At 45.7% G+C, this 23,333-nt stretch carries 17 protein-coding genes; all 17 read left to right on the top strand.

Features of this window, described 5'->3' with window-relative positions; translation table 11 throughout:
* Positions 1-67: 67 nt before the first annotated feature.
* The 17 genes from BN162_RS16835 to BN162_RS16755 all read left to right on the top strand — a co-directional run bounded on the left by BN162_RS16835 (position 68) and on the right by BN162_RS16755 (position 23,297).
* Positions 68-1,675 carry an O-antigen ligase family protein gene (locus BN162_RS16835; protein ID WP_020226305.1) on the top strand — a complete coding sequence of 536 codons (1,608 nt, stop codon included), beginning with the start codon at positions 68-70 and terminating at the stop codon, positions 1,673-1,675.
* 3 nt (positions 1,676-1,678) lie between these two features.
* The gene (locus tag BN162_RS16830) at positions 1,679-3,259 is read left to right on the top strand and encodes an O-antigen ligase family protein (protein WP_020226304.1); all 1,581 of its coding nucleotides are present in this window, start codon (positions 1,679-1,681) and stop codon (positions 3,257-3,259) included.
* Between the two features lie 137 nt (positions 3,260-3,396).
* The gene (locus BN162_RS16825) at positions 3,397-4,359 is read left to right on the top strand and encodes a glycosyltransferase (RefSeq protein WP_020226303.1); all 963 of its coding nucleotides are present in this window, start codon (positions 3,397-3,399) and stop codon (positions 4,357-4,359) included.
* Positions 4,360-4,464: 105 nt separating this feature from the next.
* A complete protein-coding gene (locus BN162_RS16820) occupies positions 4,465-5,412 on the top strand; it encodes a glycosyltransferase family 2 protein (RefSeq protein ID WP_020226302.1) in 948 nt (315 codons plus the stop codon).
* On the top strand, positions 5,412-6,098 hold the full coding sequence (locus BN162_RS16815) for a hypothetical protein (RefSeq protein WP_020226301.1): 687 nt from the start codon (positions 5,412-5,414) through the stop codon (positions 6,096-6,098). Before BN162_RS16820 ends, BN162_RS16815 begins: the two co-directional genes overlap by 1 nt.
* Before the next feature lie 11 nt (positions 6,099-6,109).
* Positions 6,110-8,437, top strand: coding sequence for an LCP family glycopolymer transferase (locus tag BN162_RS16810; protein WP_020226300.1), 2,328 nt, complete (start codon positions 6,110-6,112; stop codon positions 8,435-8,437).
* A gap of 149 nt (positions 8,438-8,586) precedes the next feature.
* Complete coding sequence (rfbA, locus tag BN162_RS16805) at positions 8,587-9,477, top strand: glucose-1-phosphate thymidylyltransferase RfbA (RefSeq protein ID WP_020226299.1); 891 nt, start codon at positions 8,587-8,589, stop codon at positions 9,475-9,477.
* 10 nt (positions 9,478-9,487) lie between these two features.
* A complete protein-coding gene (locus BN162_RS16800) occupies positions 9,488-10,390 on the top strand; it encodes an NAD-dependent epimerase/dehydratase family protein (protein WP_020226298.1) in 903 nt (300 codons plus the stop codon).
* Complete coding sequence (rfbB, locus tag BN162_RS16795) at positions 10,387-11,409, top strand: dTDP-glucose 4,6-dehydratase (RefSeq protein ID WP_020226297.1); 1,023 nt, start codon at positions 10,387-10,389, stop codon at positions 11,407-11,409. The genes BN162_RS16800 and rfbB overlap by 4 nt, the downstream gene beginning before the upstream one ends.
* Before the next feature lie 12 nt (positions 11,410-11,421).
* Positions 11,422-12,597, top strand: a complete 1,176-nt coding sequence (gene glf / locus BN162_RS16790) for a UDP-galactopyranose mutase (protein ID WP_020226296.1) — start codon at positions 11,422-11,424, stop codon at positions 12,595-12,597.
* Between the two features lie 49 nt (positions 12,598-12,646).
* Positions 12,647-14,101, top strand: coding sequence for an oligosaccharide flippase family protein (locus BN162_RS16785; protein WP_020226295.1), 1,455 nt, complete (start codon positions 12,647-12,649; stop codon positions 14,099-14,101).
* On the top strand, positions 14,094-15,071 hold the full coding sequence (locus BN162_RS16780; RefSeq protein ID WP_020226294.1) for a glycosyltransferase family 2 protein: 978 nt from the start codon (positions 14,094-14,096) through the stop codon (positions 15,069-15,071). Before BN162_RS16785 ends, BN162_RS16780 begins: the two co-directional genes overlap by 8 nt.
* 34 nt (positions 15,072-15,105) lie before the next feature.
* Positions 15,106-16,128: a glycosyltransferase family 2 protein gene (locus BN162_RS16775; RefSeq protein ID WP_020226293.1), complete on the top strand. Its 1,023-nt coding sequence runs from the start codon at positions 15,106-15,108 to the stop codon at positions 16,126-16,128.
* Between the two features lie 3 nt (positions 16,129-16,131).
* Entirely contained in the window at positions 16,132-18,654 is a 2,523-nt protein-coding gene (locus BN162_RS16770) for a YfhO family protein (RefSeq protein WP_020226292.1), read from the top strand.
* A gap of 31 nt (positions 18,655-18,685) precedes the next feature.
* Positions 18,686-19,645 carry a glycosyltransferase family 2 protein gene (locus BN162_RS16765; protein WP_020226291.1) on the top strand — a complete coding sequence of 320 codons (960 nt, stop codon included), beginning with the start codon at positions 18,686-18,688 and terminating at the stop codon, positions 19,643-19,645.
* 14 nt (positions 19,646-19,659) lie between these two features.
* Positions 19,660-21,204 (top strand): polysaccharide biosynthesis protein, encoded by a 1,545-nt coding sequence (locus tag BN162_RS16760; RefSeq protein ID WP_020226290.1) that lies wholly within the window; start codon positions 19,660-19,662, stop codon positions 21,202-21,204.
* The gene (locus tag BN162_RS16755) at positions 21,201-23,297 is read left to right on the top strand and encodes a LamG-like jellyroll fold domain-containing protein (RefSeq protein WP_020226289.1); all 2,097 of its coding nucleotides are present in this window, start codon (positions 21,201-21,203) and stop codon (positions 23,295-23,297) included. The genes BN162_RS16760 and BN162_RS16755 overlap by 4 nt, the downstream gene beginning before the upstream one ends.
* The last annotated feature ends 36 nt before the right edge of the window (positions 23,298-23,333 follow it).

Raw genomic sequence — 23,333 nt, 5'->3', positions numbered from 1 at the left:
ATAAAAGTTAGACATTCGAGATAAAAACCGATACAATATCACAGAAATGCACAAAGGAGGCTGGCCCATGCAAAAAATCAAAGCTTTTTTGCACCCTTGGTTAAAACAAGGAACTGCAATAGGAATATTACTTTTAATTTTGGCATTTCAGCCGATCATTGATTTAGATTATTTAATTTATCCATTTCTAAATCAGTTTGGACTTCCGCGTCCATCCACGTTGATTCGGTTTTTGTTGATTCCATCTTTAATCGTGTGGTGTTTTTACGCCTATGGCAAGAATCGTAAAAAAACGATAATCTTAGGTGGACTATATATTCTCGTGTTTGCCGTTTATTTTTTGGTTCACGTTCAAGTTGTACGCAACACTGCATCCTTGCTGCGTCTGACTTCCAATTTTCAGTTTTCTATCTTTGGTGAACTAACCTATTGTTTAACCTTAATCATTCCTTTTGGCCTGATTGCGGCCTTTACCACAATTCGTATCAAAACCAAAACATTAAAGCAGATCACAGCGATTTTATCGGCTACAATATCATTTCCAATCTTAATCAGTGATTTGCTGGTTTTTGGTCAGTCTACCTATCTTGGCAATACCGCCGCTCCTTTTTTCAGCTGGTTTACTGGTATTTATGAAACTGTGGAACCTCGGCGTTTAGCATGTAAGTTCTTTTTTGATGAAGGAAACACGATTGGTATTCTGTTATTCATGCTGCTGCCGTTAATGTATTATTTCTTTTCCAAAAGCGAGCAGCGAAAAGAAAAAATTTCCTGGGCAATCTTAATTCTCGTTCAAAGTCTGTCAATGCTGATTTTATCAACGCGGGTTGCTTCACTCGGTGCTTTTTTAATCCCTATCGCTTTTCTAGCACTGTATCTCTTTGATAGCTTGCTGCTGAAGCATCAGAAGGTTAAAGTACTGGTATTGCTGTTCAGTGCAATGGTATCCCTGGTTAGTATATTGATTTTGCCGTATACGCCAGCGATTCAAAACCAAAAGCGTGATGCTATCAGCGATGACGCAGTCCGAGGTGATGATGATTTGCTGCAAAAAGGAATTTTGGCTTATGAGGGGCGTTTAAAATTAACGCCGGGAACTCAGGAATACGAGGATTTTTGTTTAAAGGCATTTGAAAAATCAGGAATTGAGGATAATCTTATTTCCAGCATACCGAAGATGTACTATATGGATTGGTATAGTTATAAAAAAGATCCCGTATTTTGGAGTGACTTATTGTTTACTGTTCCCTTGGAGCAACGCCTGACAGGACGTCAATTCCAAACTTATTTCATGAATGAGAAATGGGGAATGGCTGATGCAAAGATGAAGCTGTTGGGAATGGGATATACGCCGTTTATGAATGGTTCTATATTATTAGAACAGGATTTTATCCAACAGAAATACACGCTGGGTTATCTTGGGGATATTCTTTTGGCGGGACCGTGGCTGATTTTAACTGCCGTCGGAGCTGTGTTTGTTTTACTTAGATGGAAAAAGTGTCTTAATTTAGAAGTCATGGTTTTGGCTACGTCCCTGTGCTGTGGCTTAGGTGCTGCTTATCTTAGCGGACATACCTTGGATCAGTTTGTAACGACGATGTTCATGGCCTTTGTCGCAGCTATTTTATTAGATCGAGTCTTCGGTATTGCTGGAAAAACAGAAAGGGAGGAGTAAAAAATGACAAGAATAAAAACGTTCTTTCAATCACAAAAAGCAATGAAATATTTTGTTCTCCTTCTGTTTGTTATGCAGCCGGTATTCGATTTGGATTATCTGATCTATCCCTTTCTGAATCAATTCGGTATCCCAAGACCGTCAACCATGATTCGATTCTTAATCATACCGTTAGCTATTTGCTGGGTCTTTTTTCTCGCTGATAAAAATAAAAAGAAAACGTTACTGTTAGGTGGGCTGTATGGCATTGCCCTGGCTGTTTATTTTTTCCTGCACATTCGTCAAGGGGCAGAAATCTATAAAAATTTATATCTGACACCCAACTTTTTCTTTCAATTATCCAAGGAAATAACTTATTTGCTGACCCTCGTCATTCCTTATGGAATGGTGTACTGTGTCTATCACCTTCATCTGACAGAGAGAATAATTAAACAAATTACCGTTAGTTTATCCTGTTTAACAGCGGTTCCGATTTTTCTCGGTGATTTGTTTGTTTTTGGAGAGTCTACCTATTCAGGAATGACAGCTGCTCCCTTTCTCAGCTGGTTTTTAGGCATTTATGCGGATCCAACCAAAATTCATCCGCGGCAGCTGGCTTCAAAATTTTTCTTTGAAGAAGGAAATACCGTGGGAATTTTAATGTTTATGCTGCTGCCTTTACTGTATCTATTCTTTCAGCGCAGTTCATCCAAAAAGGAACGGATTGCGTTGGGCTCGTTGATTGGCATTCACAGCTTATCCATGATTATTCTTTCGACGCGGGTTGCCACTTTCGGCACTGTATTGATTCCATTCGGTTTTTTGGTACTTTATATTTTTACATCTTTCATGATGAAGGAGAATCGGATTGAGAAAACCGTAGTTTTATTCTGTGCGGGAACATCGCTAGTCAGCGCCTGTATTTTACCGCATTCCCCAGCAGTCGTGAACCAGAGTATCGATTCAGCGAATACCGCGATCCTGCTGCAGGATGATTATCTGCGCAAAGAATTAGGCAGTTCATTAGAGAATACGACTGAGCTGAAAACCAGCGATTATTATCGCTTTATGTTTGAGGCTTATGGAATCCGTGCTAATCTGATGGCCAGTGTACCAACTCAATATTATATGGAATGGTACTATTACACGGCCGATCCTAAATTTTGGGTTGATGTTCTGGAATTGCCTTTAGAGCAGCGTGTGAATGGCCGGCAGATTGAGAAAATCTTTATGGACTATAAATGGAGTGAGCTTTCCGGGAAGGAAAAGTTTTTAGGAATGGCATATTCGACGTTTAATAATGGTTCGATTTTATTAGAACGCGATTTTGCGCAGCAGATTTATACAATGGGCTATGCAGGGGCAGCTTTAACAGTGCTTCCATGGTTGTTAGTCACTTGTTTCGGCGCTGTCTTAGTACTGCTTCGTTGGAAGCGAATGCTGCGTCTGGATGTTTTAGTGTATGCAATGGCGCTGGGCTGCGGTTTAGTTTCTTCTTACATCAGCGGACATACGATTGATCAGTTTCTGACGTCTTCATTTATGGCGCTGCTGGTCGGTGTGCTGCTGAATCTCGTCCTGCAGCCAAAACAGAGCGAAAATTGATCGCCATGGGAGACCATGGCTTTTATTTCAATGAAACTTTTATCAGGTCTATTGTTGTAAACCTGTAGTAATGCTATAATAGGTAAAACGAAACCAGGACTGAATAAATTAGAAATCAGAAAGGCAGGCGGTGGAACATGAAACCCATCCTCAGTGTGATTGTACCAGTCTACAATGTTGAAAAATACCTTCCTCGGTGTCTTGATTCGTTAGTGAATCAGACACTTGAAAATATGGAAATCATTGTGATCAACGATGGAACAAAAGACAACAGTCAGCAGATCATTGATGATTATGCTGCCCGTTATCCGCAAATTCGTCCATTTAAGAAAACAAACGGCGGTATTGCGGATACCCGTAATTTTGGATTAGCTCAGGTTCGGGGAGAATACTTTGGCTTTCTGGACAGCGATGACTATACCGAACTGGATATGTTTGAGAAAATGGTCGCGGCTGCGAAAAAGGAAAATGCCGATGTGGTGATTTCTAATTTTAATTGGGTATATGACAAAGAAAAACGATTAGAAAAAGAAGGCCCTTATGCTCCGGGCAAAGACATGTTGATTCATTTATTCGCAACGCTGTGGAATAAAATTTACCGTACTGATTTTGTCAGAAAGACAGGATTACAGTTTCCGCGAGGATATCGGTATGAAGATGCTTGCTTTCTTTACTGTCTGACTCCGCATATCACAAAATTGGCATTTGTTGACGAAGCTTTTGTCAGCTATGTCCAATTAGGCAATTCGATTACCCATACGAACAACCATGAAGTGAAAGATATGATTCATGTTTTTGAAATCATTAGTGATTATTTTAAATCTCAGGGTTGGGAAAAGGAATATCATGATGAGTTGGAATATTTGCATATTAAGTTCTTTTTAGGGAACTCTTTCTTAAGAAGCACGAAGATATCAGATAAACAAGACCGCCGGACAACGATTCAAATGGGCTGGGATCGCTTAAATGAATGCTTCCCAAATTGGAAGAAAAATCCCTATTTAAAATCGTTAGGAGGCATGAAGAATCGCTATTTCAAAACAGTCAGCAATTGGAATATTATGCTTTATTCCGAACTATTTCATCGATTTAAAAAATAAGATCACTGATTTTAAAATATTAAGGAATCATGACAATTCAGGAAATTGTTTGTACTTCTTGAATTTCTCCTTTATAATTAAATGGTGAATTTGCGGAGGTTAGATATGGACAAGCTATCAATCGTAGTTCCTTGTTATAACGAACAGGAAACGGTGAACATCTTTTACCGCGAAACAACGAAAGTCGTAGACGCTATGAAAATGGATTATGAGATTATCTTTGTCAACGACGGTTCCCGCGACAAGACCTTAGAAGAATTAACGAAACTCCACGATGCTCATCCTGAGCATGTCATCGTCATTGATTTTAGCCGAAACTTCGGTAAAGAAGGCGCATTGCTGGCAGGGCTGGAAAGTGCAACGGGAAATTATGTTACGGTAATGGACGCTGATTTGCAGGATCCGCCAGAGTACTTACCCAAAATGTTTACAGTGATGAATGAGCAGCATGTCGACATTGTGGGTACACGGCGTGTAACACGAAAGGGAGAGCCGAAAATCCGCTCTTTCTTTGCCAGACAATTCTATAAGCTGATCAATAAGTTTACGGAAGTTGAAATTGTGGATGGAGCTCGGGATTTCCGATTGATGACACGACCAGTCGTGGACAGCGTGTTATCCTTGCAGGAATATCATCGTTTTTCAAAAGGGATCTTCGCATGGGTTGGATACAAAACAGTTTATTTGGAATATGAAAATGTGGAACGTGTTGCTGGTGAAACAAGCTGGTCGTTCTGGAAATTGTTTGCCTACGCCATTGAAGGAATTGTTGCCTTTACGGTTGCACCCTTGCGCATGGCAACAATATTTGGAATTCTGGTTTCAATCATTGCCTTTCTCTATATGCTGTTTGTCTTTGGGAAAGCGTTGATTATTGGCGATCCAGTAGCAGGGTATCCATCAATGGTTGTCATCATCTTGTTTTTGGGAGGGATTCAGTTATTGAGTTTAGGTATTATTGGTGAATATTTATCCAAAACCTACATGGAAGCCAAAAAACGTCCGAAATACATCATCCGTAAAAAATATGAACAGCAAAAGGAGGAATGTTAGTGAGTAAGCAGGATAAGGCGAAAGCGAAACGAGCAAAAAAGAATAAACAGATTATTTATATGATGCTGGCGGCATCGTTAGTTGTCGTTGCCGTTATGGGATTCAATATCATCCGCATTTCAACGAAAAAATCAGCGGGAAGCGGGGAAGTAGTTGAAAAAACAAATACTTCATCCATGAAGAATGATCAATATGTTATTGGCAACAATCCAACTCAATTTCAGCAGGATGAGTTCAAAAAATTGACTGAAGCGTTAAAAGGAAAAGACCCTAACGCAATAACAGCAGCCATAGTTCGGTGCTTCATTGCCGATTATTTTACTTGGACCAATAAAGATGGAAACTATGAAGTTGGCGGTCTGCAGTATATCTATGGACCGATGTTCACCAGTTTCCAAGAACAGTCACGCTGGGAATTTTATAAAGATCTAGATCTATATATTAGCCAGTATGGCCGCGAAAATTTACTGGAAGTGACTGATATTACACTGACGGATGTCGTTTATGCTGGAAAATTTGAACATTATTCTGGAGAAGAATATGAAGCTTATTATGTTGAAGCTTCTTGGAATTATAAATCCAGTTCTAAAATTGATGTCAATAGTTTTCAGAAGACAGGTTATTTCACTGTAGTCGATAACAATGGACGTTATGAGATTGCACAGTTCTTCGATCATTATGATTAAGGAGGTTAGCTATGACGAAACAGAATAAAATGAGTAAACGTAAACTTTCCAATATTAACTTCGTTCTGGCTGCCATTGCAATTCTGACCGATATCTTAATGGTCTTAGGCATTCTGAACATCACGCGTTACAGCAATTTCAGCAAATCCATGTTTGTTGTAATTAATGTTGTTATCTTAGTGATTCTTCTGTTGTTGAATGGATTAATTGCTTACAATGCCTATGCGATGAAAAAGAATATCCTGTATGTCACCATCGGCGTATTAGTGATTGCCTTTTTATCCGGAGGCGCTTTAACCTATGTTACAACACGAGTGAATAAAAACATTGATAAGATTATCAATACCGGTACTACCGATGAAAAAGTTGAAGTTTCGTTTGTTGTTTACAGTGAAAGCTATAATTTCACAATCAATGACATTAATGATCTGGAAGGAAAAACCTTTGGTATTTTATCCAATACCGAGGAACAGGTAGGATACATCCTTCCGAAAAAGGAATTGGAAGCTAAAAAGATTAATGTTACCTATCACGAATACGATGATTACAACAGTATGTTGATGGCACTGTTCAGTGGTGAAATTGATGCGGCAGCTTTACCCAGCAACTATGTTGCCATGTTTGAAGTCAATGACGGTTACAGTGAGTTTTTGGACAATACCAAAGCTATCTTAACCTTTGATAAGAATATCACTGTGACAACGGAATCAGGTTCTGATAAAGATATCACGAAGGAACCGTTTACAGTTCTGATTATCGGTACTGATGAACAGCGTTCGGATGCCTTAATGCTGGCTTCTTTCAATCCGATCAGCATGCAGGTGACTTTAACATCGATTGCCCGTGACAGCTATGTTCCAATCGCTTGTTATGCCGGCAAGTCTGAAGATAAGATCACCCATGCCCGTGTCCGCAGCCGTCAGTGTACGATTGATACGGTTGAGGATTTAATGGATGTAGATATTGATTTCTATTTTGAAAGTAATTTTGCCGGCGTCGTTGAAATGGTCGATGCCTTAGGTGGGGTCATCATCACAAATCCTTATGAATTCGTTGGTCAGAAATCGGATGCCCGGGGCAAGATGACCGTTTGGGTTCCAGCTGGAACAAACCGACTGAATGGTGAGCAGGCGTTGGCTTATGCTCGTGAACGTCATCTCTACGCAAACGGCGATTTCCAGCGCCAAGCGAATCAGCAGCAGGTCATCCAAGCTATTCTGACGGAAGCTATGAAATTAACAGATGTGAATAAAGCGCTGAAGGTTTTGGATGCAGCCGGTGAGAATGTATCGACAAACTTCACGGTGGACCAGCTGATCAGCTTGTTTAACTATTCGATTAAGAAGATGAACCGCAGCTATGTTAAAAATTCCAATGTTATTAACATGGTAGGTTCCCGTGTTACAGGCTATGGTTCCTCTAAATGGAATGAAAGTATGCAGCTGAATCTTTATATTTATCGTGTTTACCAAGGTTCAGTTACGGATAACCGGAATGCAATTTTAAGAAATATTAACTTAGATTCTAAAATCGACGCGCCAAAAGCAATTTCATTCAGTGCCAACTGGGTCTTCACAGCGCCGACTCTGTCAAATGAAACTTACTCAGAACCGATTATCCATGATGAAGTTCCAGATACCGTGATTAACTTCAGTGGTAAACAGCTGTCTGAAGTTCAGGCGTGGGCAGCATCAAGAAAGATTACGATTTATGTTAATAAGATTCATCAAGGACAGGAAGGCTACGTTGATTCCTATGCTGAAAACACAGTTGTAGGACAAAGTGTTCGTCCGGGAATTAAAACTGAAAACGTAACGGAAATCACAGTGAATGTGATTACCCATGAAGGCGCCACGAAGAACTGCCCTGCGAACTCCTACTATGATTCCGGGAAAAACGCTTGTGTCTGCGAAAGCGGTTATTATGCAAAGAATGACTCTGACTTAAATACAGGCGGTGTTGGATGTATTGCGAATCCGACTTCTACACCGACGACAACGCCTACCGTGACACCAACAATAACACCGACTCCGTCAACGACACCTACACCTTCTACAACTCCGACAGAATCTCCTACTTCAACCCCAACACCTACGCCGACCCCGACACCAACCCCAATACCAACCCCAACTCCTGAAGAGCCCTCGGAACCTGTAACTCCGCCCGAAAGTCCGGATTCTACTGATGAGCCAGTCGGAGGTGAAGATGGTGGGAGTGGTAATGATGGTGAGAATACCAATCAAGCTGGAGATGGACAAGGCGAAGGAAACGGAGAACCACCTGCTGCCTTTATCTTCCCTAATAAATTTTTCAACCTGTTTGGTAAAATCTTTAAGTAATTTATTGTAAAGAAGGCTGATTTGCTTGGTCTTCTTTTCTTTGTGAAAAGAGAGACGATTAAACTCCTTTTACAATTCGATGAATGAATGGCATTCAATGCCTAACTATGTTAAAATAATGAAGAATTAATGAGTTTGGGAGGAAATCCATGAAAGGAATTATTCTTGCTGGAGGCAGCGGCACACGGTTATATCCGTTGACCAAAGTGACATCAAAACAATTGCTGCCTGTCTATGATAAACCAATGATTTATTATCCCCTGTCAACACTGATGCTGGCAGGAATCCGCGATATTCTAATTATCTCAACACCGCAGGATCTGCCTAATTTTCAGCGCTTGCTGGGCGATGGAAATCAGTTCGGCATTCAATTATCTTATAAAGTTCAGCCTTCACCGGATGGGTTGGCTCAGGCCTTCGTTTTAGGTGAAGAATTTATCGGCGATGAGGATGTTTGCTTAATCTTGGGAGATAATATATTCCATGGCAATCACTTCAGTGAAATGCTGGAAAAAGCCAAAAACAATAAGGGCAGGGCGACGATCTTTGGTCAATATGTTCCTGACCCAGAACGCTTTGGCGTTGTAGAATTCGACAAGACAGGCAAAGTTCTTTCTCTTGAAGAAAAGCCGGAGAATCCGAAATCGAACTATGCCGTTGTTGGCCTGTATTTCTATGACAATCGCGTCGTCGAATACGCGAAAAATCTGAAGCCATCCGCTCGAGGTGAATATGAAATCACCGATTTGAACAAAATTTATCTGGAAAAAGGCGAAATTGACTGTGTTGTTTTCGGCCGCGGATTTGCCTGGTTAGATACCGGCACGATCAGCTCTTTGGCTCAGGCCAGCAATTTCGTAAAAACCATTGAAGAAGTACAAGGCATCAAGATTTCAGTTCCAGAAGAAATTGCATTCTACAATCACTGGATTGATACCCAGCAACTGTTGGAGTCTGCCGATTCTTATGGAAAATCACCGTATGGCGAGCATCTGAGAACGGTGGCTTCCGGGAATTTTGTCACCAGTTATAACAAATAAAGGAGTCGCGATGAAAATCATACTATTAGGCTGCGGCTATTTGGGCTACAATCTTGCTTCACTGCTCAGTGCAGAAGCGGAAACGCAAGTCATCGGCTTGCCTAGTCCCTATACGCCGTTGTGCAGCCATTTCAAAGAAATCAATGCTTTTTCAGCTGAGGATCTCGATCAAATCGATTTTCAAGACGCCGTTGTCATTGATACCATTTCCCTGCTTGCCAACAATGCCCGCAGTGAAGATGAAGAAAAAACGCTGCGTGGCGTAGAAGAAAAATATGCATTTTTACTAGATCAATTAAAACAACGCGGAGCGAAGCTGTTTATCTTTATGTCCTCTGGAGGTACGGTATACGGCAACGCTTCTGAGCCAATTAGTGAAGAAGCGCCATTGCATCCAATTACACTCTATGCTCGAAGCAAGACTCGCTGTGAACAAGTCATTCGCAATTCAGGGCTGCCTTATCTGATCCTGCGTTTAGCGAATCCCTATGGCGGACATCAGACAACCGATAAGAAGCAAGGTGTTATCCCAATCCTGATCGAAAAGGCACTGAATCATGAAGTCTTTGAAATGTGGGCTTCCCCGCATAGCAGCCGGGACTACATTTATATCGAAGACTTTGCCTGGGCAATTCAGCTGCTTTTAAAGCATCAAATTGCCAACGAAGTGGTGAATGTGGCTTCGCAAACCGCAACCAGTCTGACTGAAATTCTGGATGAAGTCCAGGAAAAAACGGGGCAGGCGATCGAGGTTCATCACGTCAACAGTGAAGTCCCGGTTGTGGATCAGATTGTGCTCAATATTGAAAAATTGAAACGACTGACAGGCTTTACAATTCAGACGTCGCTGCAGGACGGAATTCAAAAAGAAATTGAACGAATAAAAAACGAACAAGGGAGAACTCATTCATGAAATTTTTAGTTACAGGCGGCGCCGGATTCATCGGCGGTAATTTCGCTCATTACATGGTTAATACTTACCCAGAAGATCAGATTGTCGTCTTGGATCTTTTGACTTATGCCGGAAATTTGGAAACACTCGAACCGATTATGGATAAGCCGAATTTCAAATTTGTGAAAGGTGATATCCGGGATCGGGAATTCATTGATCAGCTGTTTGCTGAAGAAAAGTTCGATATGGTCGTTAACTTTGCGGCAGAAACGCATGTTGATCGCTCTGTGGAAGACCCGGAAGTCTTTATCACAACCAATATTATCGGAACTCAGGTTTTGATGGATGCCTGCCGTAAGTATGGAATTCAGCGCTATCATCAGGTATCTACCGATGAAGTGTATGGGGATCTTCCGCTAGATCGTCCGGATCTGTTCTTTACTGAAGAAACACCGATTCATACTTCCAGCCCTTACAGCGCTGCCAAAGCCGGTGCCGATCTGTTAGTTCAGGCGTATCACCGCACGTTCAAGCTGCCAGTGACGATTTCCCGCTGTTCCAATAATTATGGACCTTACCATTTCCCAGAAAAACTTATTCCGCTGATGATCAGCCGGGCACTGGCTGATGAAAGCCTGCCGGTGTATGGTGATGGCATGAACGTCCGCGATTGGCTGCATGTTTACGATCACTGCACGGCCATTGATCTGATTCTGCGCAAGGGCCGCGATGGCGAAGTGTACAACATCGGCGGACATAATGAAAAAACGAATCTGGAAGTGGTCAAGACCATTCTGGCCGCACTGCATAAACCTGAATCTCTGATTCACTTTGTCAAGGATCGTCCAGGTCATGATCTGCGCTATGCGATGGATCCGACAAAGATCGAGACTGAGCTGGGCTGGAAACCGAAGTATACCTTTGAAACGGGAATTCCCCAGACAATCGACTGGTATCTGAACCATCGCGCATGGTGGGAACATATCCTGCAGGGCGAGTATCAGAACTACTATCAAATGATGTATAAGGACAGACCGTAAAAGGAGAACGGAATGAAACCAGAAGTAATTGTTATCGGCGCAGGCTTTGCCGGCGCTGTCGCGGCGGAACGCTTTGCCAATGCCGCAGGCAAGCGCGTGCTCGTCTTGGAAAAACGGGCGCATCTTGGCGGCAACATGTATGACTATATTGATGAAAACGGCGTCCGCCGCCATGAATATGGACCGCATATCTTCCATACCAATTCCAAAGAGGTGGTGGATTACCTTTCGCAGTTTACCGACTGGTATCCTTACCAGCATCGCGTCCTCGGACACATCAACGGCATCGTTGCGCCTATTCCCTTTAATCTGACGACGATTGAACGCTCTTTCCCAAAGGAAAAGGCGGATCGCTTAAAGACGCTGTTAATCAAGGAATACGGGATGGAGAAAAAAGTACCGATCCTGCAGCTGCGGGCGAATGCCAATCCGGAAATCAATGAACTGGCCGAATACATCTACGAACATGTCTTTAAGTATTACACGATGAAGCAATGGGGACAGACCCCGGAGGAAATCGATCCGGCGGTGACCGGCCGTGTGCCTGTGCATATTTCGTATGATGACCGATATTTCCAGGACACTTACCAGATGATGCCGGCTCATGGATTTACCGGTATCTTTGAGAATATGCTGAAAAACGAGAAAATTGAAGTTCGTCTGAATACGGAGGCCAAGTCCTGTCTGCAGGTTGATCTCGATAAAAAGCAGATTTTGTTTGAAGGCGAAGTGTTCGACGGACCCGTGATCTTCACCGGAGCGATCGACGATCTGCTTGACTATCCATTAGGCGAGCTTCCTTATCGCTCCCTGGAATTTGATCTTCAAAGCCACTCTCAGACCTATCAGGAGGCGGCGACTGTCAACTATCCAACTCCGGCAGAACAAAATGCCTTCACCCGGATTACGGAATATAAACTGCTGATGCCGGCAGACCAACAACCGGAAGCGACAACGATTGCGGTTGAATACCCGCTGACTTATCACCACAATGCGGAAAAAGGGAATATTCCGTACTATCCGATTGCGAAAGAAGAATGCCGGAAGCAGTATCAAGCCTATTGCGATCTGATCCGCGGCATTGACAATCTGCATCTGTTGGGCCGTTTGGCTGAGTATCAGTACTACAACATGGACGCGATTGTCGCCAAAGCGCTGCAAATGTTTAATTCAGGGAAACTGCGATAACAATTCGCAGTTTTCTTCTATTCATGGTATACTAAATAAAGGTGATTTTATGGATAAAAAGATATTACAAAACTATTTCTATAATATTTTATATCAGCTCTTAGTCGTCTTAGCGCCGATGATTACCGTGCCGTATGTGACCCGAACGCTGGGGGCGACGATGCTGGGAATCAGCGACTGGACCGGCAGCAACGTGCAGTGGTTTGTGCTGTTTGGCATCATGGGCGTATCGATTTATGGCAACCGCGAAATCGCGCGTGTGCGGGACGATCAGATCAAGATGTCAAAGACCTTCTTTGAAATCTTTACGATGCAGTTTTTAAGCATGTGCGCTTCGACGCTCGTCTATTTCCTTTACTTGTTTACCGTTGGCGATAACGTGCGGCTGTACGCCACAATTCAAACGATTTCACTGTTGTCAGTAGCGCTCGATATCACATGGTTTTTCTATGGCGTCGAGGATTTTAAAACCGCTTCGATCCGCAACATGATCGTGAAGATCTTGGGTATCATTCTGATTTTTGCGTTTGTCAAAAAGCCTTCTGATCTCGGCTTGTTCATCATTATCAACGCCGGTTCCGGAGTTCTCGGTCAGCTGATCATGTGGACGCAGTTAAAACAATATGTCCGGTGGACGCCGATTCACTTCAAGGATGTCCTAAAGCATTTCAAACCCAATCTGATGCTGTTCATTCCGCAGATTGCGACCAGTGTATATACGATGCTGGACGTTTCTATGCTGGGATATCTGTATGCCGATGTCAGCCATGTCAGTTTTTACAATCAGGCTCAAAGATTCATTAAAATGTTTCTGTTCTTTATCACGTCGATCGGCAGTGTGATGCTGCCGCGCATCGCCAACATTCATGCCAAAGGACAGGATGAGGAAGTGCTGCGGTTTCTCCGCACGACTCTACGCATGGCGCTGTATCTGGCGATTCCGATGATTGCCGGCATTATTTCGCTGATCCCGTATTTCATTGGATGGTTTTTGGATGAAACCTATCAGATCGTAACACCGTTGATCATCTTCACGACGCCGATCATCCTGTTTATTTCCTTAAGCAATGTGTTTGGCACGCAGTATCTCTTGCCGGTGGGAAGAACGAAGGAATATACCCGTTCAGTCATCATCGGGGCCGTGACGAATTTCTGCCTGAACGCTCTGCTGATGCCGAAGCTCGGGGCGTTTGGCGCGATTACTGGTTCTGTCATCGCTGAGTTTATGGTGACGTTTACGCAATGGCTCTCGATTCGGGGACAGCTGAATCTCGGCTTCCGGATCCAGGAAGTGACAAAATATGTCATCGCGTCGCTGGTCATGATGCTTCCTGTTCATTTTATCGGTGAGGCGATGGGTCCGCGATTTACGACCAACCTCATTCAGATCGCTGCCGGCGTAATCGTCTATTTTGGCCTGCTGACGTTGATGAATGACGATTTCCATATGAACTTGATCCGCAAAGTGCTAAATCATCGCAAAGGAGAAGCCGCCCATGAGTAAAGTCAGCGTTGTTGTACCCGTTTATAACGTCGAGGATTATCTTGAAAAATGTCTGGATTCCCTAATCCATCAGACCCTGCAGGATATTGAGATTCTGTGCGTGGACGATGGCTCAACGGATCATTCCAACGAACTGCTTTACATCTATAAAAACCGGGATTCCCGCATTCAAGTGCTGGAAAAGACCAACGGCGGACTGTCAGATGCCCGCAACTACGGCATGAAGTTTGCCACGTCGCCTTATATCGTGTTTGTCGACTCAGACGATTTTCTTGAGCCGCAGGCACTGGAAAAAGCGTCCGCCAAGCTCGATGAAACAGGGGCGGATCTGGTCATTTTTGACGTTTATCAATACTTTATGAAAACCAAGACGAAAGAAGTCATCGCCAACCGCTACAGTGATGAGAAAACCTATACCCTAAAGGAAAATCCGGAGATGATTACCCGCATTCTCAATGCGGCCTGGAACAAGATGTACCGGCTTTCCCTGTTTCAGGAAAATAACATCACCTATCCGGTCGGTTATCTGTATGAAGATCTGGGAACGACATACAAGCTGCTGCTGAAAGCCAAATCCATCGCTTTCGTCAATGAGCCGCTGTATGATTACTTGGCTGACCGGCCAGGCAATATCACTCAGTCGTTTAACAAGAAGGCCTATCATATTCTGAACATGGCTGAGGAAACGATGAACTATTATCGTGAAGAAGGGGTTTTTGATCAATATTATGAAGAACTCAAATATCTGGCCTGCGTCAACATTATTGAAAATCTGAAGAAAACCCGAACTGTGAAAGACCGAAAGCTGGTCGATGAATACATTGACGCCTGTTTTGCCTTCATTCATACCCAGTTTCCGGATTATCCGGAATGCCGATATCCGATCAACCGCCAGAAAAATGACTGGATCTACATGCGTCCGCAGGCACTGAAAGCCTATCTGCGCACCCGCAGCCTGCTTCGTCGCTAAGCCCCTGAACCATGAAATAAAGGAGAAGCTGACTATGAGTAAAGTTACCATCATCGTACCCATTTATAATGTGGAGGAATATGTTGCCAAGTGTCTGGATTCCCTGCTGCGCCAGACCTATTCCGACTATGTCATCTACGCTGTTAACGACGGTTCGCCGAAAAACGAACAGCCGATCATTGACCGCTATGCCGCAGCTTATCCAGAGAAAGTCGTGGCGATCCGCAAGGAAAACGGCGGATATGGTTCAGTTCTGGAAATGGCGATTGCCCGATTGGACTCGGAGTATTTTCTGGTCTGTGATCCGGATGATTATCTTGCTGACAACGCATTGGAAACGTTAGTTGGTCTGGCCGATGCCCATCAGGCCGATCTGGTGATCGGCAGTAAGAATTTTATTTATTCTGACAGTGATGAACAGACCTATGATCCAGCCTACAACACCAAGTTTACAACCCTGCAGTCCGGTCATTGTTATCGTAAGGAAACCGATGAATTTGAAAATCTTTTCTTCATCGATCCCTCTCCGCATGCCAAACTGTACCGCCGCAGCTTAGCTGAGAAGATTCAGTTTCCGCATAAAATCGGCTACACCGACAATCTGTTGTTCTATATCAGTCTGTTGAATGCGAAAAACGTAGTTTATACGGATAAAGCTCTGGCGTATTATCTGATCGACCGGGCCGGCAACACGATGACGGATCTGAAGCCGCAGGTGATTGACGCGCATGCCCAGGTCTTTTCCACGATTCTGGATCAGGCAAAGTCCTGTCCGGAGGTACCGGATCTGTTTTACTATCGGATTTTTGAAGCTTACAAATTTTCCTTCTATCAGCTGCGCCGGATTAAGGGCACGCCGGAGGAAAAACAGGCGCATGCGGAAGTTCTGTATGGTTTAGTAAAAAAGCTGATGCCGTATCGCTCGGCAATCCTTCAAGGGATGGAGCGCTTTGGCTACACCGGAAATCGGGAACGGCTGAAGGATAAGCTTGTCCTGACCTCCTTCCTTTCGCATCCGGTTTATCGCCGCTGGGTGAAGTCCTTCGTCAAGGAGTAGCGGATGCGCGGACTGAAAATAAGCCGCCGGCCGCTTCTCGCTTTTCTGGGTACGTTCGTCCTGCTGTGCGGGATTTTCGCCGTCCTGGGCTTTGTTCCTTTTGGCGGACGTTCCCTGCTGATCAATGATCTGAACATTCAGTATGTGGAATACTTCAAGTATCTGCATACCATTGTCACCGGACAAAACAGCCTGACTTATGCATCGGCTGCGGGGATGGGCAGCAGCTTCATTCCGATTTTTTCCTATTACTGTTCCAGTCCGCTGCAGCTGCTTTTTGCGCTGCTGCCTCAAGAGGCCATTCTGCTGTCCATCAGCGGGGTAACGCTGATCAAACTGAGTTTGTGCTGTATGACCATGCTGATCTATCTCGATCAACGCTTTGGTCAGCGCTGCATTCACGGTCTGTTTGCACTGGGTTATGCCTTCAGCGGGACGGCGATCGCCTATTCTCAATGCGTGATGTGGCTGGATGGGCTGATTTGGCTGCCGGTCTTGTTATGGGGAGCCGAGCGGATTCTGCAGGGGAAATCGGCGAAGCTGTTTACCTTGGCAGTGGCGGTCAGCGTCTTTTCCAATTATTACACCGCGCTGATGGGACTGATGTTTGCCTACCTGTTTGTTTTGGCGCGCTATTTCAGCGAGAAACCGACGATTCCCTTTTTAACCGTGCTGAAAAAAGGCATTTTGGGGATGGGGATTGGTTTAGCCTGCAATGGATGGCTGTTAATTCCAAGCTTTCTCTCTGTGATCAATAACCGCCTTGTTCAGCCGGCGCAGGTTTTGCCTTCATTCAGCATGGAGCGCTTGATCGGGCTGAACAATGCCTTCCCGTTTGTCCCGGCGGTTACGTTAGGACAGGAAATCACGTTTGACTACGCCGGGCTGCTTTGTTTAATTCTGGTGCTCTCTTCGTTTTTTCAACGATCTCGATCAAAGCGGAAAAAAGTTGTCGATGGGCTGATGCTGCTGTTGTTTGCCGCCTCCGTGCTGATCACGCCGTTCTACAAACTGTGGCATTTTCTTTCCATGCCCTATGGTTTTCCATCTCGATTCAGCTTTGTGATCATCTTTTGGCTGATTGCAACAGCGGCACAGGTTTGGGAAAGCCGGGATCAGCGGTCGCTGCTTTGGGGCAGTGCGCTCAGTCTGATTCTGTTAGCCTGCAATACGACGATGACGCTGCCGGTGAAACTGGCCGCGGCTGGACTCCTTATGGTGATCACGGCATTGCTTGTTTATGGATTCCAGAAAGTTTTGGCGGTAGTTGTAGTCGGGGAATTGGCGCTGTCCTGTACGGCGGCCTTCCGTTCTTTGGATCACGATAACGTCTATGATGGCTATGCTTCAGCCCAGGAAGTGCTGGATTATCAAAGCGCGGTGCAGGAAGCTTTAGCTAGTTTTGAGTCTGAGTCCGGCTATCGCATCGAAAATCTGTCGATGCGCAACCAGAATGAAGGTTTGGGCTATAACTATCCGGGTATTTCTCACTATTCGTCGACCTATGATAAGAAGGTCAGCGATTTTCTTGAACACTACGGCGTCAGTCATCGGATGTTCGGCAGCACTTACCAGGGCACGACGCTGTTTCTCGACGCGTTTCTCGGCCTTCGCTATCTCTTGCGGGAAAAAGGCGAAATTCATGTTCAGACGCAGGCCGATCACTACTCGAAAATCGCTGAAACATCCACCTTTGAAATTCTCGAAAATCCGTATGCGCTGCCGCTGGGGTTTGTGATTGAAGATCGTGGTGATGCCCCGATTCCGCAGACGACGACGCTTCTGGCCCAGAATGAGCTGGCTCAACTGTGCGGCGCTGAGCCGATCATCACTCCGCTGAAGGATCCTGATTTGTTTGTCTGGGATGGCAATGAATTGAGCAGTTCGCCGCTAGTTGTGGCTCGGCGTCCCGGCGCGGAAACTTCGATTGCGATTTATACGCAGTCGTTAAACGAGGAAGATCCGCTCTACCTGCAGCTGCCTTATGAAACGGATGAAACGTGGTATCAGCTGTGGATCAATCAGAACTACGCCCGGGATGATCATACCGGCTACAATGCCGGAGCTCAGTACCTCGGCGCGTATGCGCCCGGCGAGGATATTCTCGTTCAGCTGGTCGTTCGCGATGAATTGCTGCGGCTGAGCAAGGCTGAGGTATTCTCACTGGATTTGTCGGCGCTGGCTGAGTGGGCGGCGCAGGTTCAAAAGCAGGGCGCAAAAGACATCGAGATCCACGGTTCAACGATCACGATGCAGGTTCAGGCTGAAGCAGGGCAGAAGCTGCTGACAACGATCCCGTTTGACAAAGGCTGGAAGGCTGAAATCGACGGCAACACAGTTCCGATTGAAGTCTTTCAAAACACGTTTATTGAATTGCCGCTGACGGCGGGTACCCATGAGATCACCCTGCATTTCTGGCCGCGGGGGTTGACGCTGGGATTAGCGGTGAGCGCGGCCGGCGCTCTAATGGCTTTCGTCGGCTTGCTTCACACACGAAAAAAACGAACGGCTGGGAGTGGTTTATGATATACTTATTGCATGAAACAGGAGGATCGCTGTGGAACCGAAAATAACTGTGATTGTCCCCGTTTACAACGTGGAAAAATATTTGCCGGAATGCTTGGATTCGCTGGCAGCGCAAACCTATCCGAATTTACAGGTTCTGGTGGTGAACGACGGCTCGACCGACACCTCCCCCCAGATCATCGCCGACTATGTCCGTCGTTTTCCCAGCTTGTTTGCGCAGCTGAACAAGCCCAACGGCGGCCTGTCCGATGCCCGCAACTTTGCGATGGACAAAGCGGAAGGTGAGTGGATTGCTTTCTTAGACAGCGACGACTGGGCGGATCCGGATTATTATGCCCAAATGGCAGAAGTGATGAAACAGGGCGCGGATGTAGTGGTCAGCGACATCGAATACTTTTATGAAAACGGACAGCCGTCCTGGATCATGCCGGGACTGAATCCGCATGCCTTTGAAAGTCCGATCAAACAAGCCTTTCTGTCGCCGATGTTTGCCTGGAACAAGCTCTATCGCGCTGATTTCTTCATGAAGCAGCAGTTTCGTTATCCAATCGGGACCTGGTATGAGGATATCCCGGTGACGATGCCGATTTTCGCCCAATGTCAAAAGATTGGGATTCAGCATGCCGCGTGGATTCATTACCGCCAGCGGGAAGGCTCGATCATGTCGGTGACCCAAAGCGCGCGGCTGAAGGAAATCTTTCCCGTGATGAAGCAGGTTCGCGATCAGTTCGCGGCGATGGGATGCAGCGAACAATATCACGATGAACTGGAATATTTACATATTGAGCATCTGCGGCTGTACGGCATGTTCCGCTTTCTGCGCTCACCGTTAACAAAAGAATTGAAAACGATGAGCGATACCGTCATGCAGCAGTTCTATCCCCACTGGAAAAAGAATCCGTACATCCGATATCTGGGATGGAAAGATCAGTTGTTTTTAAAAACCTTCGGCAGTCTGACGCTGCCGCTTTATAAGCGAGTGATTCATTAAGAAAGGAGGAGCTTATGCGTACAAGATATTCATTTTACAATTTTTTGGTGAGTCTGATCACCAGCGTGGCTCTTCCGATTTTCGGATTTATCAAGGTGCGGATGTTCATCGATCTGTATGGCAGCGACCTCAACGGCCTGCAGCTGACGATCATGAATGTGATCACTTTTCTGAACGTCTTTGAGCTGAGCTATTCGCTGGCTTTCCGCCAGCTGTTGTTTAAGCCGCTGGCCGAGGATGACCGCGGCAAAGTGCTGTCGATTTATAACGGTGCGGTCAAGGTATTCCGCTTCACCGGCATGGCGGTACTGATCGTCGGCGCGCTGACGGCGCTGTTATTTCCGATGTTTGCCCAGTCCCCATTGGGATATGGTGAAACGGTCACGATGTTTTTGATCCTTTGTGTTCCTTTTGGTTTGTCTTACTTTTTGATGGGACCGAATTTTGTCATCATCGCCGATCAAAAGGAGTACAAAATCAACATCTGGATTCAGACGATTGCGATTTTGCGGATGGTCTTGATGGTGGGGGTCATCCTGCTGAAACTGCCGTATGTCTATATCTTCCTCATCGAAGGGCTGCAGGTGTTCATCGCCAACTTCATCGCCCGCCGGATTGCCTTGAAAAATTATCCGTGGCTGAAGGAAAACAAGCAGCTGGCGTATGATGACGCTTTTCAGAAGAACGCAAAATATACGATTATTCAGCGTCTATCGACGCTGGCCACCAACAATACTGATAATCTTGTCATCACCTTTTTCATGGGCTACACGATGACCAGCGTGTACGGATCTTACAGTTATCTGACGGAATCGGTGTCGAAGATTATCAATTCCGCGATCACCTCGCCGATCAACAGCTTCGGCAATCTGTTCAATGACTCCGGTGCGGATTCCTACAGCGTGTTTACTGAGTTTTTCAACTTTGCGGTTTACATCGCTTCGATCATCGGGGTCTGCATCTTTGTGGTAATCGGGCGGTTCGTGCTGATCTGGATGAAAATGCGTCCTGAATATTCGGTGACCCTCCTGATCGCCTTCTTATTTGCGATCAATATTTTCTACATGACGATGCGTGAGCCGATCATCATCTGCCGCGATGCCAACGGCCTGTTTAAGGATGCCAAAAACAACGCTTACCTGCTGGCAATTTCCAAGGTTGTGCTGTCGATCGTCTTGATTCAGCCTTTAGGTATTGCGGGGGTCTTGGCCGCGACGATGCTGACGAACTGGACCGTGGATTTCCTCTATAATCCGGTCTTGGTTTATAAAAAAGTATTCCGGTTAAATCCGCTGCGTTACTATAAGATGGTGTTCTCCCGCTTGGCCGTGGCGGTCTTGATCGGAGCGGCGGCCTATGCGGGTTGGCAGACGCAGCAGGCGTTTGTCACCTCGTCAACCCTGCATTTTCTGATCGGCTGCGTCATTCTGGGCATGATTGTGTTTGTGGTGTTTACGATTGTTTACTGGTTCTCCTATGCTTCCTTCCGCAAGCTGATTCAGCGCGGATGGCGTTTAATCCGGCACAAGATGAATCAGAATAAAGAGGTGCAGGCATGAAAAAAATCATTCAGTGGCTGTGCGGCTTTTGCCTGCTTGCGGGGTTGTTATGCGGCTGCCGCACGACGTTGATTCAGGATCAAATGGAAACCTATGCGTCCAGTGATCCGGCTTTGTTCAGCGATGAAGGGATTGACGCTCAGGCCTATCGTCTTGGCGCAGAAACAGAACATCGCATGCAGTCTAAGATTTTGCGTAATTCCAAGAGTTTTACGATCTCCTTCTGGTTTAAACCGGAAGCCAATTTTGAATGGACAACCCTGCTTTCGATGGGACGGGATGACCGGCATGTGATGCAGCTGGCGACCTCCGGCAATCCAACCGGAGAGCGCTGCGGGCTGAACTATTCCATCCAATCCGGAAACAAAGCCTACCGGGTCATTTCAGATCAAGAAGCCACGGTAGAAACGGGAATTTATAATCACATCGTACTGACGCAGGAAGGCAATACGGTGACCTTATATCTTAATGGCCAGCAAACCGCATCCGGCCATGTCGCTAAGCAGGTCAAACAGCTGCGCAGCGAGGAGCTGATCCTAGGCAAGAGCCTGATTTACAATGATCCGCAGGCGGAGGGGGCATTCCAGGATTTTCAGATTATCAATCAAGCTTGGACGGCGGAGGAAGTGGCCGCTGAATTCGATCGGTTTTATCCCAAAGCCGTACTGGATACCTTCCATTTCAGCAATCGGGATGATCTGACGGGCAATCTCTGGTTTGCTGAAAATCCGTATCGTGAGTTATACTTCAGCTGGACCAGCGATAAGCCGGAAATCATTACGGATCAGGGCAAACTGACCCAACCGACAACGGCTCAGGGGGATCAGACCGTGACGATCACCGCCCATGTGGAGCATCAGGGTCAGACCTTTACCAAGGATTTTGTCTTCCACGTCCTCGCGGATTCCCCGGAAACAAGATTAAAGCGGGATCAAATCGCAGTCAATAACGACTTTCAGACCTTGATGAACGAGAATGATGTGCTGCCGGCCTCGGCGGCCAACGGATCCGAACTGGAATGGACGGTGCTGAGCGGCGGAATCGAGCTGCAGGAGAATCGGATCGTCAAAACAGAGCCAACCGAGAAAGTGAAGGCTAGGCTGCGGGTAACCCTCCGTCAGGAACAACTCAGCGAAACGATCGAGCGCGACGTTGTGGTGCTGGATGAATTTACCGGCTACGTGCTTTCCTACTTTAATGGAGAGCTGGGCGAGGAGCGCGGCAAACTGGCTTACAGCCGCGATGGCCTGCATTGGACAGATCTCAATCAAGGCCAGCCTGTGCTGACGTCCGAACTGGGTAACGGCCGCATCCGTGATCCGTTTATCGGACGGGATAAATCCGGTGATTTTGTGGTACTGGCTACCGAAGGCTTTGACAATCCGGATATTTATCTTTGGCGCAGTACTGATCTGGTGACATTTACCGACCATCGGCTTGTTTCCGTTTCATTATGGGATCCCTTCCTCAAGATGAGCGGAACTCGGGCCTGGGCGCCGGAAATGAGCTATGATCCTGAGCAGGACTTATATTACATCTATTTTTCGGATCCGACGGAAAAGGATGAGAGCGCCTTGTATTATGTCGCGACGAAGGATTTCGAGCATTACAGTTATCCGGGCAATTTCTTTAAGCCGGGCTATACGGTGATCGACGGAACCGTCCTGCAGACGCAGGGAAAGTACTGGCTGTTTTACAAAGATGAACGCAAAGCTGCGCAGACGATTTATTACGCTTCCACAGAGGCGTTATCCAATCTGTTCGGTGAAGCCTATGATCAGGAATTCCTGTTTCCGCTGCGCTTTATGGAAGGCCCGTTTGTGTTCCCGGTGAATGGAGAAAATTCCTTCTACCTGTATGAGGACTATTATCCATACGAAACCTTCCATGTCGCTCAGTTTTCAACGCTGGGAGAGAACAGCGATCTGCGCTGGCTGGATGAGTCGGAGTATACCTTGCCGAATGAAGACGTTCGTCATGGCTCAGCCACGCCGCTGACGGAAAAGGAACTGCAGCGGCTGCTGGAAGCCTATCCGCCGGCTGAAGAAGCGGTTTCAGAGCCTGACGGGATTGAAGCTTCATCTCAAAATTAGATCATGATCACATCAAAAAGACGGGAATGCGTTGCC

Source organism: Holdemania massiliensis AP2 (assembly GCF_000327285.1).
GTDB classification, from domain to species: domain Bacteria; phylum Bacillota_I; class Bacilli_A; order Erysipelotrichales; family Erysipelotrichaceae; genus Holdemania; species Holdemania massiliensis.
Note: the sequence above shows the minus strand (reverse complement) of the source record. Positions and strands in the feature narration are given on the sequence as shown.

Coding starts and splice junctions, on each gene's coding strand:
- BN162_RS16770 (WP_020226292.1), top strand. CDS start 16,132: ATGCGCGGACTGAAAATAAGCCGCCGGCCGCTTCTCGCTTTTCTGGGT.
- BN162_RS16800 (WP_020226298.1), top strand. CDS start 9,488: ATGAAAATCATACTATTAGGCTGCGGCTATTTGGGCTACAATCTTGCT.
- BN162_RS16825 (WP_020226303.1), top strand. CDS start 3,397: ATGAAACCCATCCTCAGTGTGATTGTACCAGTCTACAATGTTGAAAAA.
- BN162_RS16760 (WP_020226290.1), top strand. CDS start 19,660: ATGCGTACAAGATATTCATTTTACAATTTTTTGGTGAGTCTGATCACC.
- BN162_RS16830 (WP_020226304.1), top strand. CDS start 1,679: ATGACAAGAATAAAAACGTTCTTTCAATCACAAAAAGCAATGAAATAT.
- BN162_RS16810 (WP_020226300.1), top strand. CDS start 6,110: ATGACGAAACAGAATAAAATGAGTAAACGTAAACTTTCCAATATTAAC.
- BN162_RS16835 (WP_020226305.1), top strand. CDS start 68: ATGCAAAAAATCAAAGCTTTTTTGCACCCTTGGTTAAAACAAGGAACT.
- glf (WP_020226296.1), top strand. CDS start 11,422: ATGAAACCAGAAGTAATTGTTATCGGCGCAGGCTTTGCCGGCGCTGTC.
- rfbA (WP_020226299.1), top strand. CDS start 8,587: ATGAAAGGAATTATTCTTGCTGGAGGCAGCGGCACACGGTTATATCCG.
- BN162_RS16785 (WP_020226295.1), top strand. CDS start 12,647: ATGGATAAAAAGATATTACAAAACTATTTCTATAATATTTTATATCAG.
- BN162_RS16755 (WP_020226289.1), top strand. CDS start 21,201: ATGAAAAAAATCATTCAGTGGCTGTGCGGCTTTTGCCTGCTTGCGGGG.
- BN162_RS16820 (WP_020226302.1), top strand. CDS start 4,465: ATGGACAAGCTATCAATCGTAGTTCCTTGTTATAACGAACAGGAAACG.
- BN162_RS16775 (WP_020226293.1), top strand. CDS start 15,106: ATGAGTAAAGTTACCATCATCGTACCCATTTATAATGTGGAGGAATAT.
- rfbB (WP_020226297.1), top strand. CDS start 10,387: ATGAAATTTTTAGTTACAGGCGGCGCCGGATTCATCGGCGGTAATTTC.
- BN162_RS16780 (WP_020226294.1), top strand. CDS start 14,094: ATGAGTAAAGTCAGCGTTGTTGTACCCGTTTATAACGTCGAGGATTAT.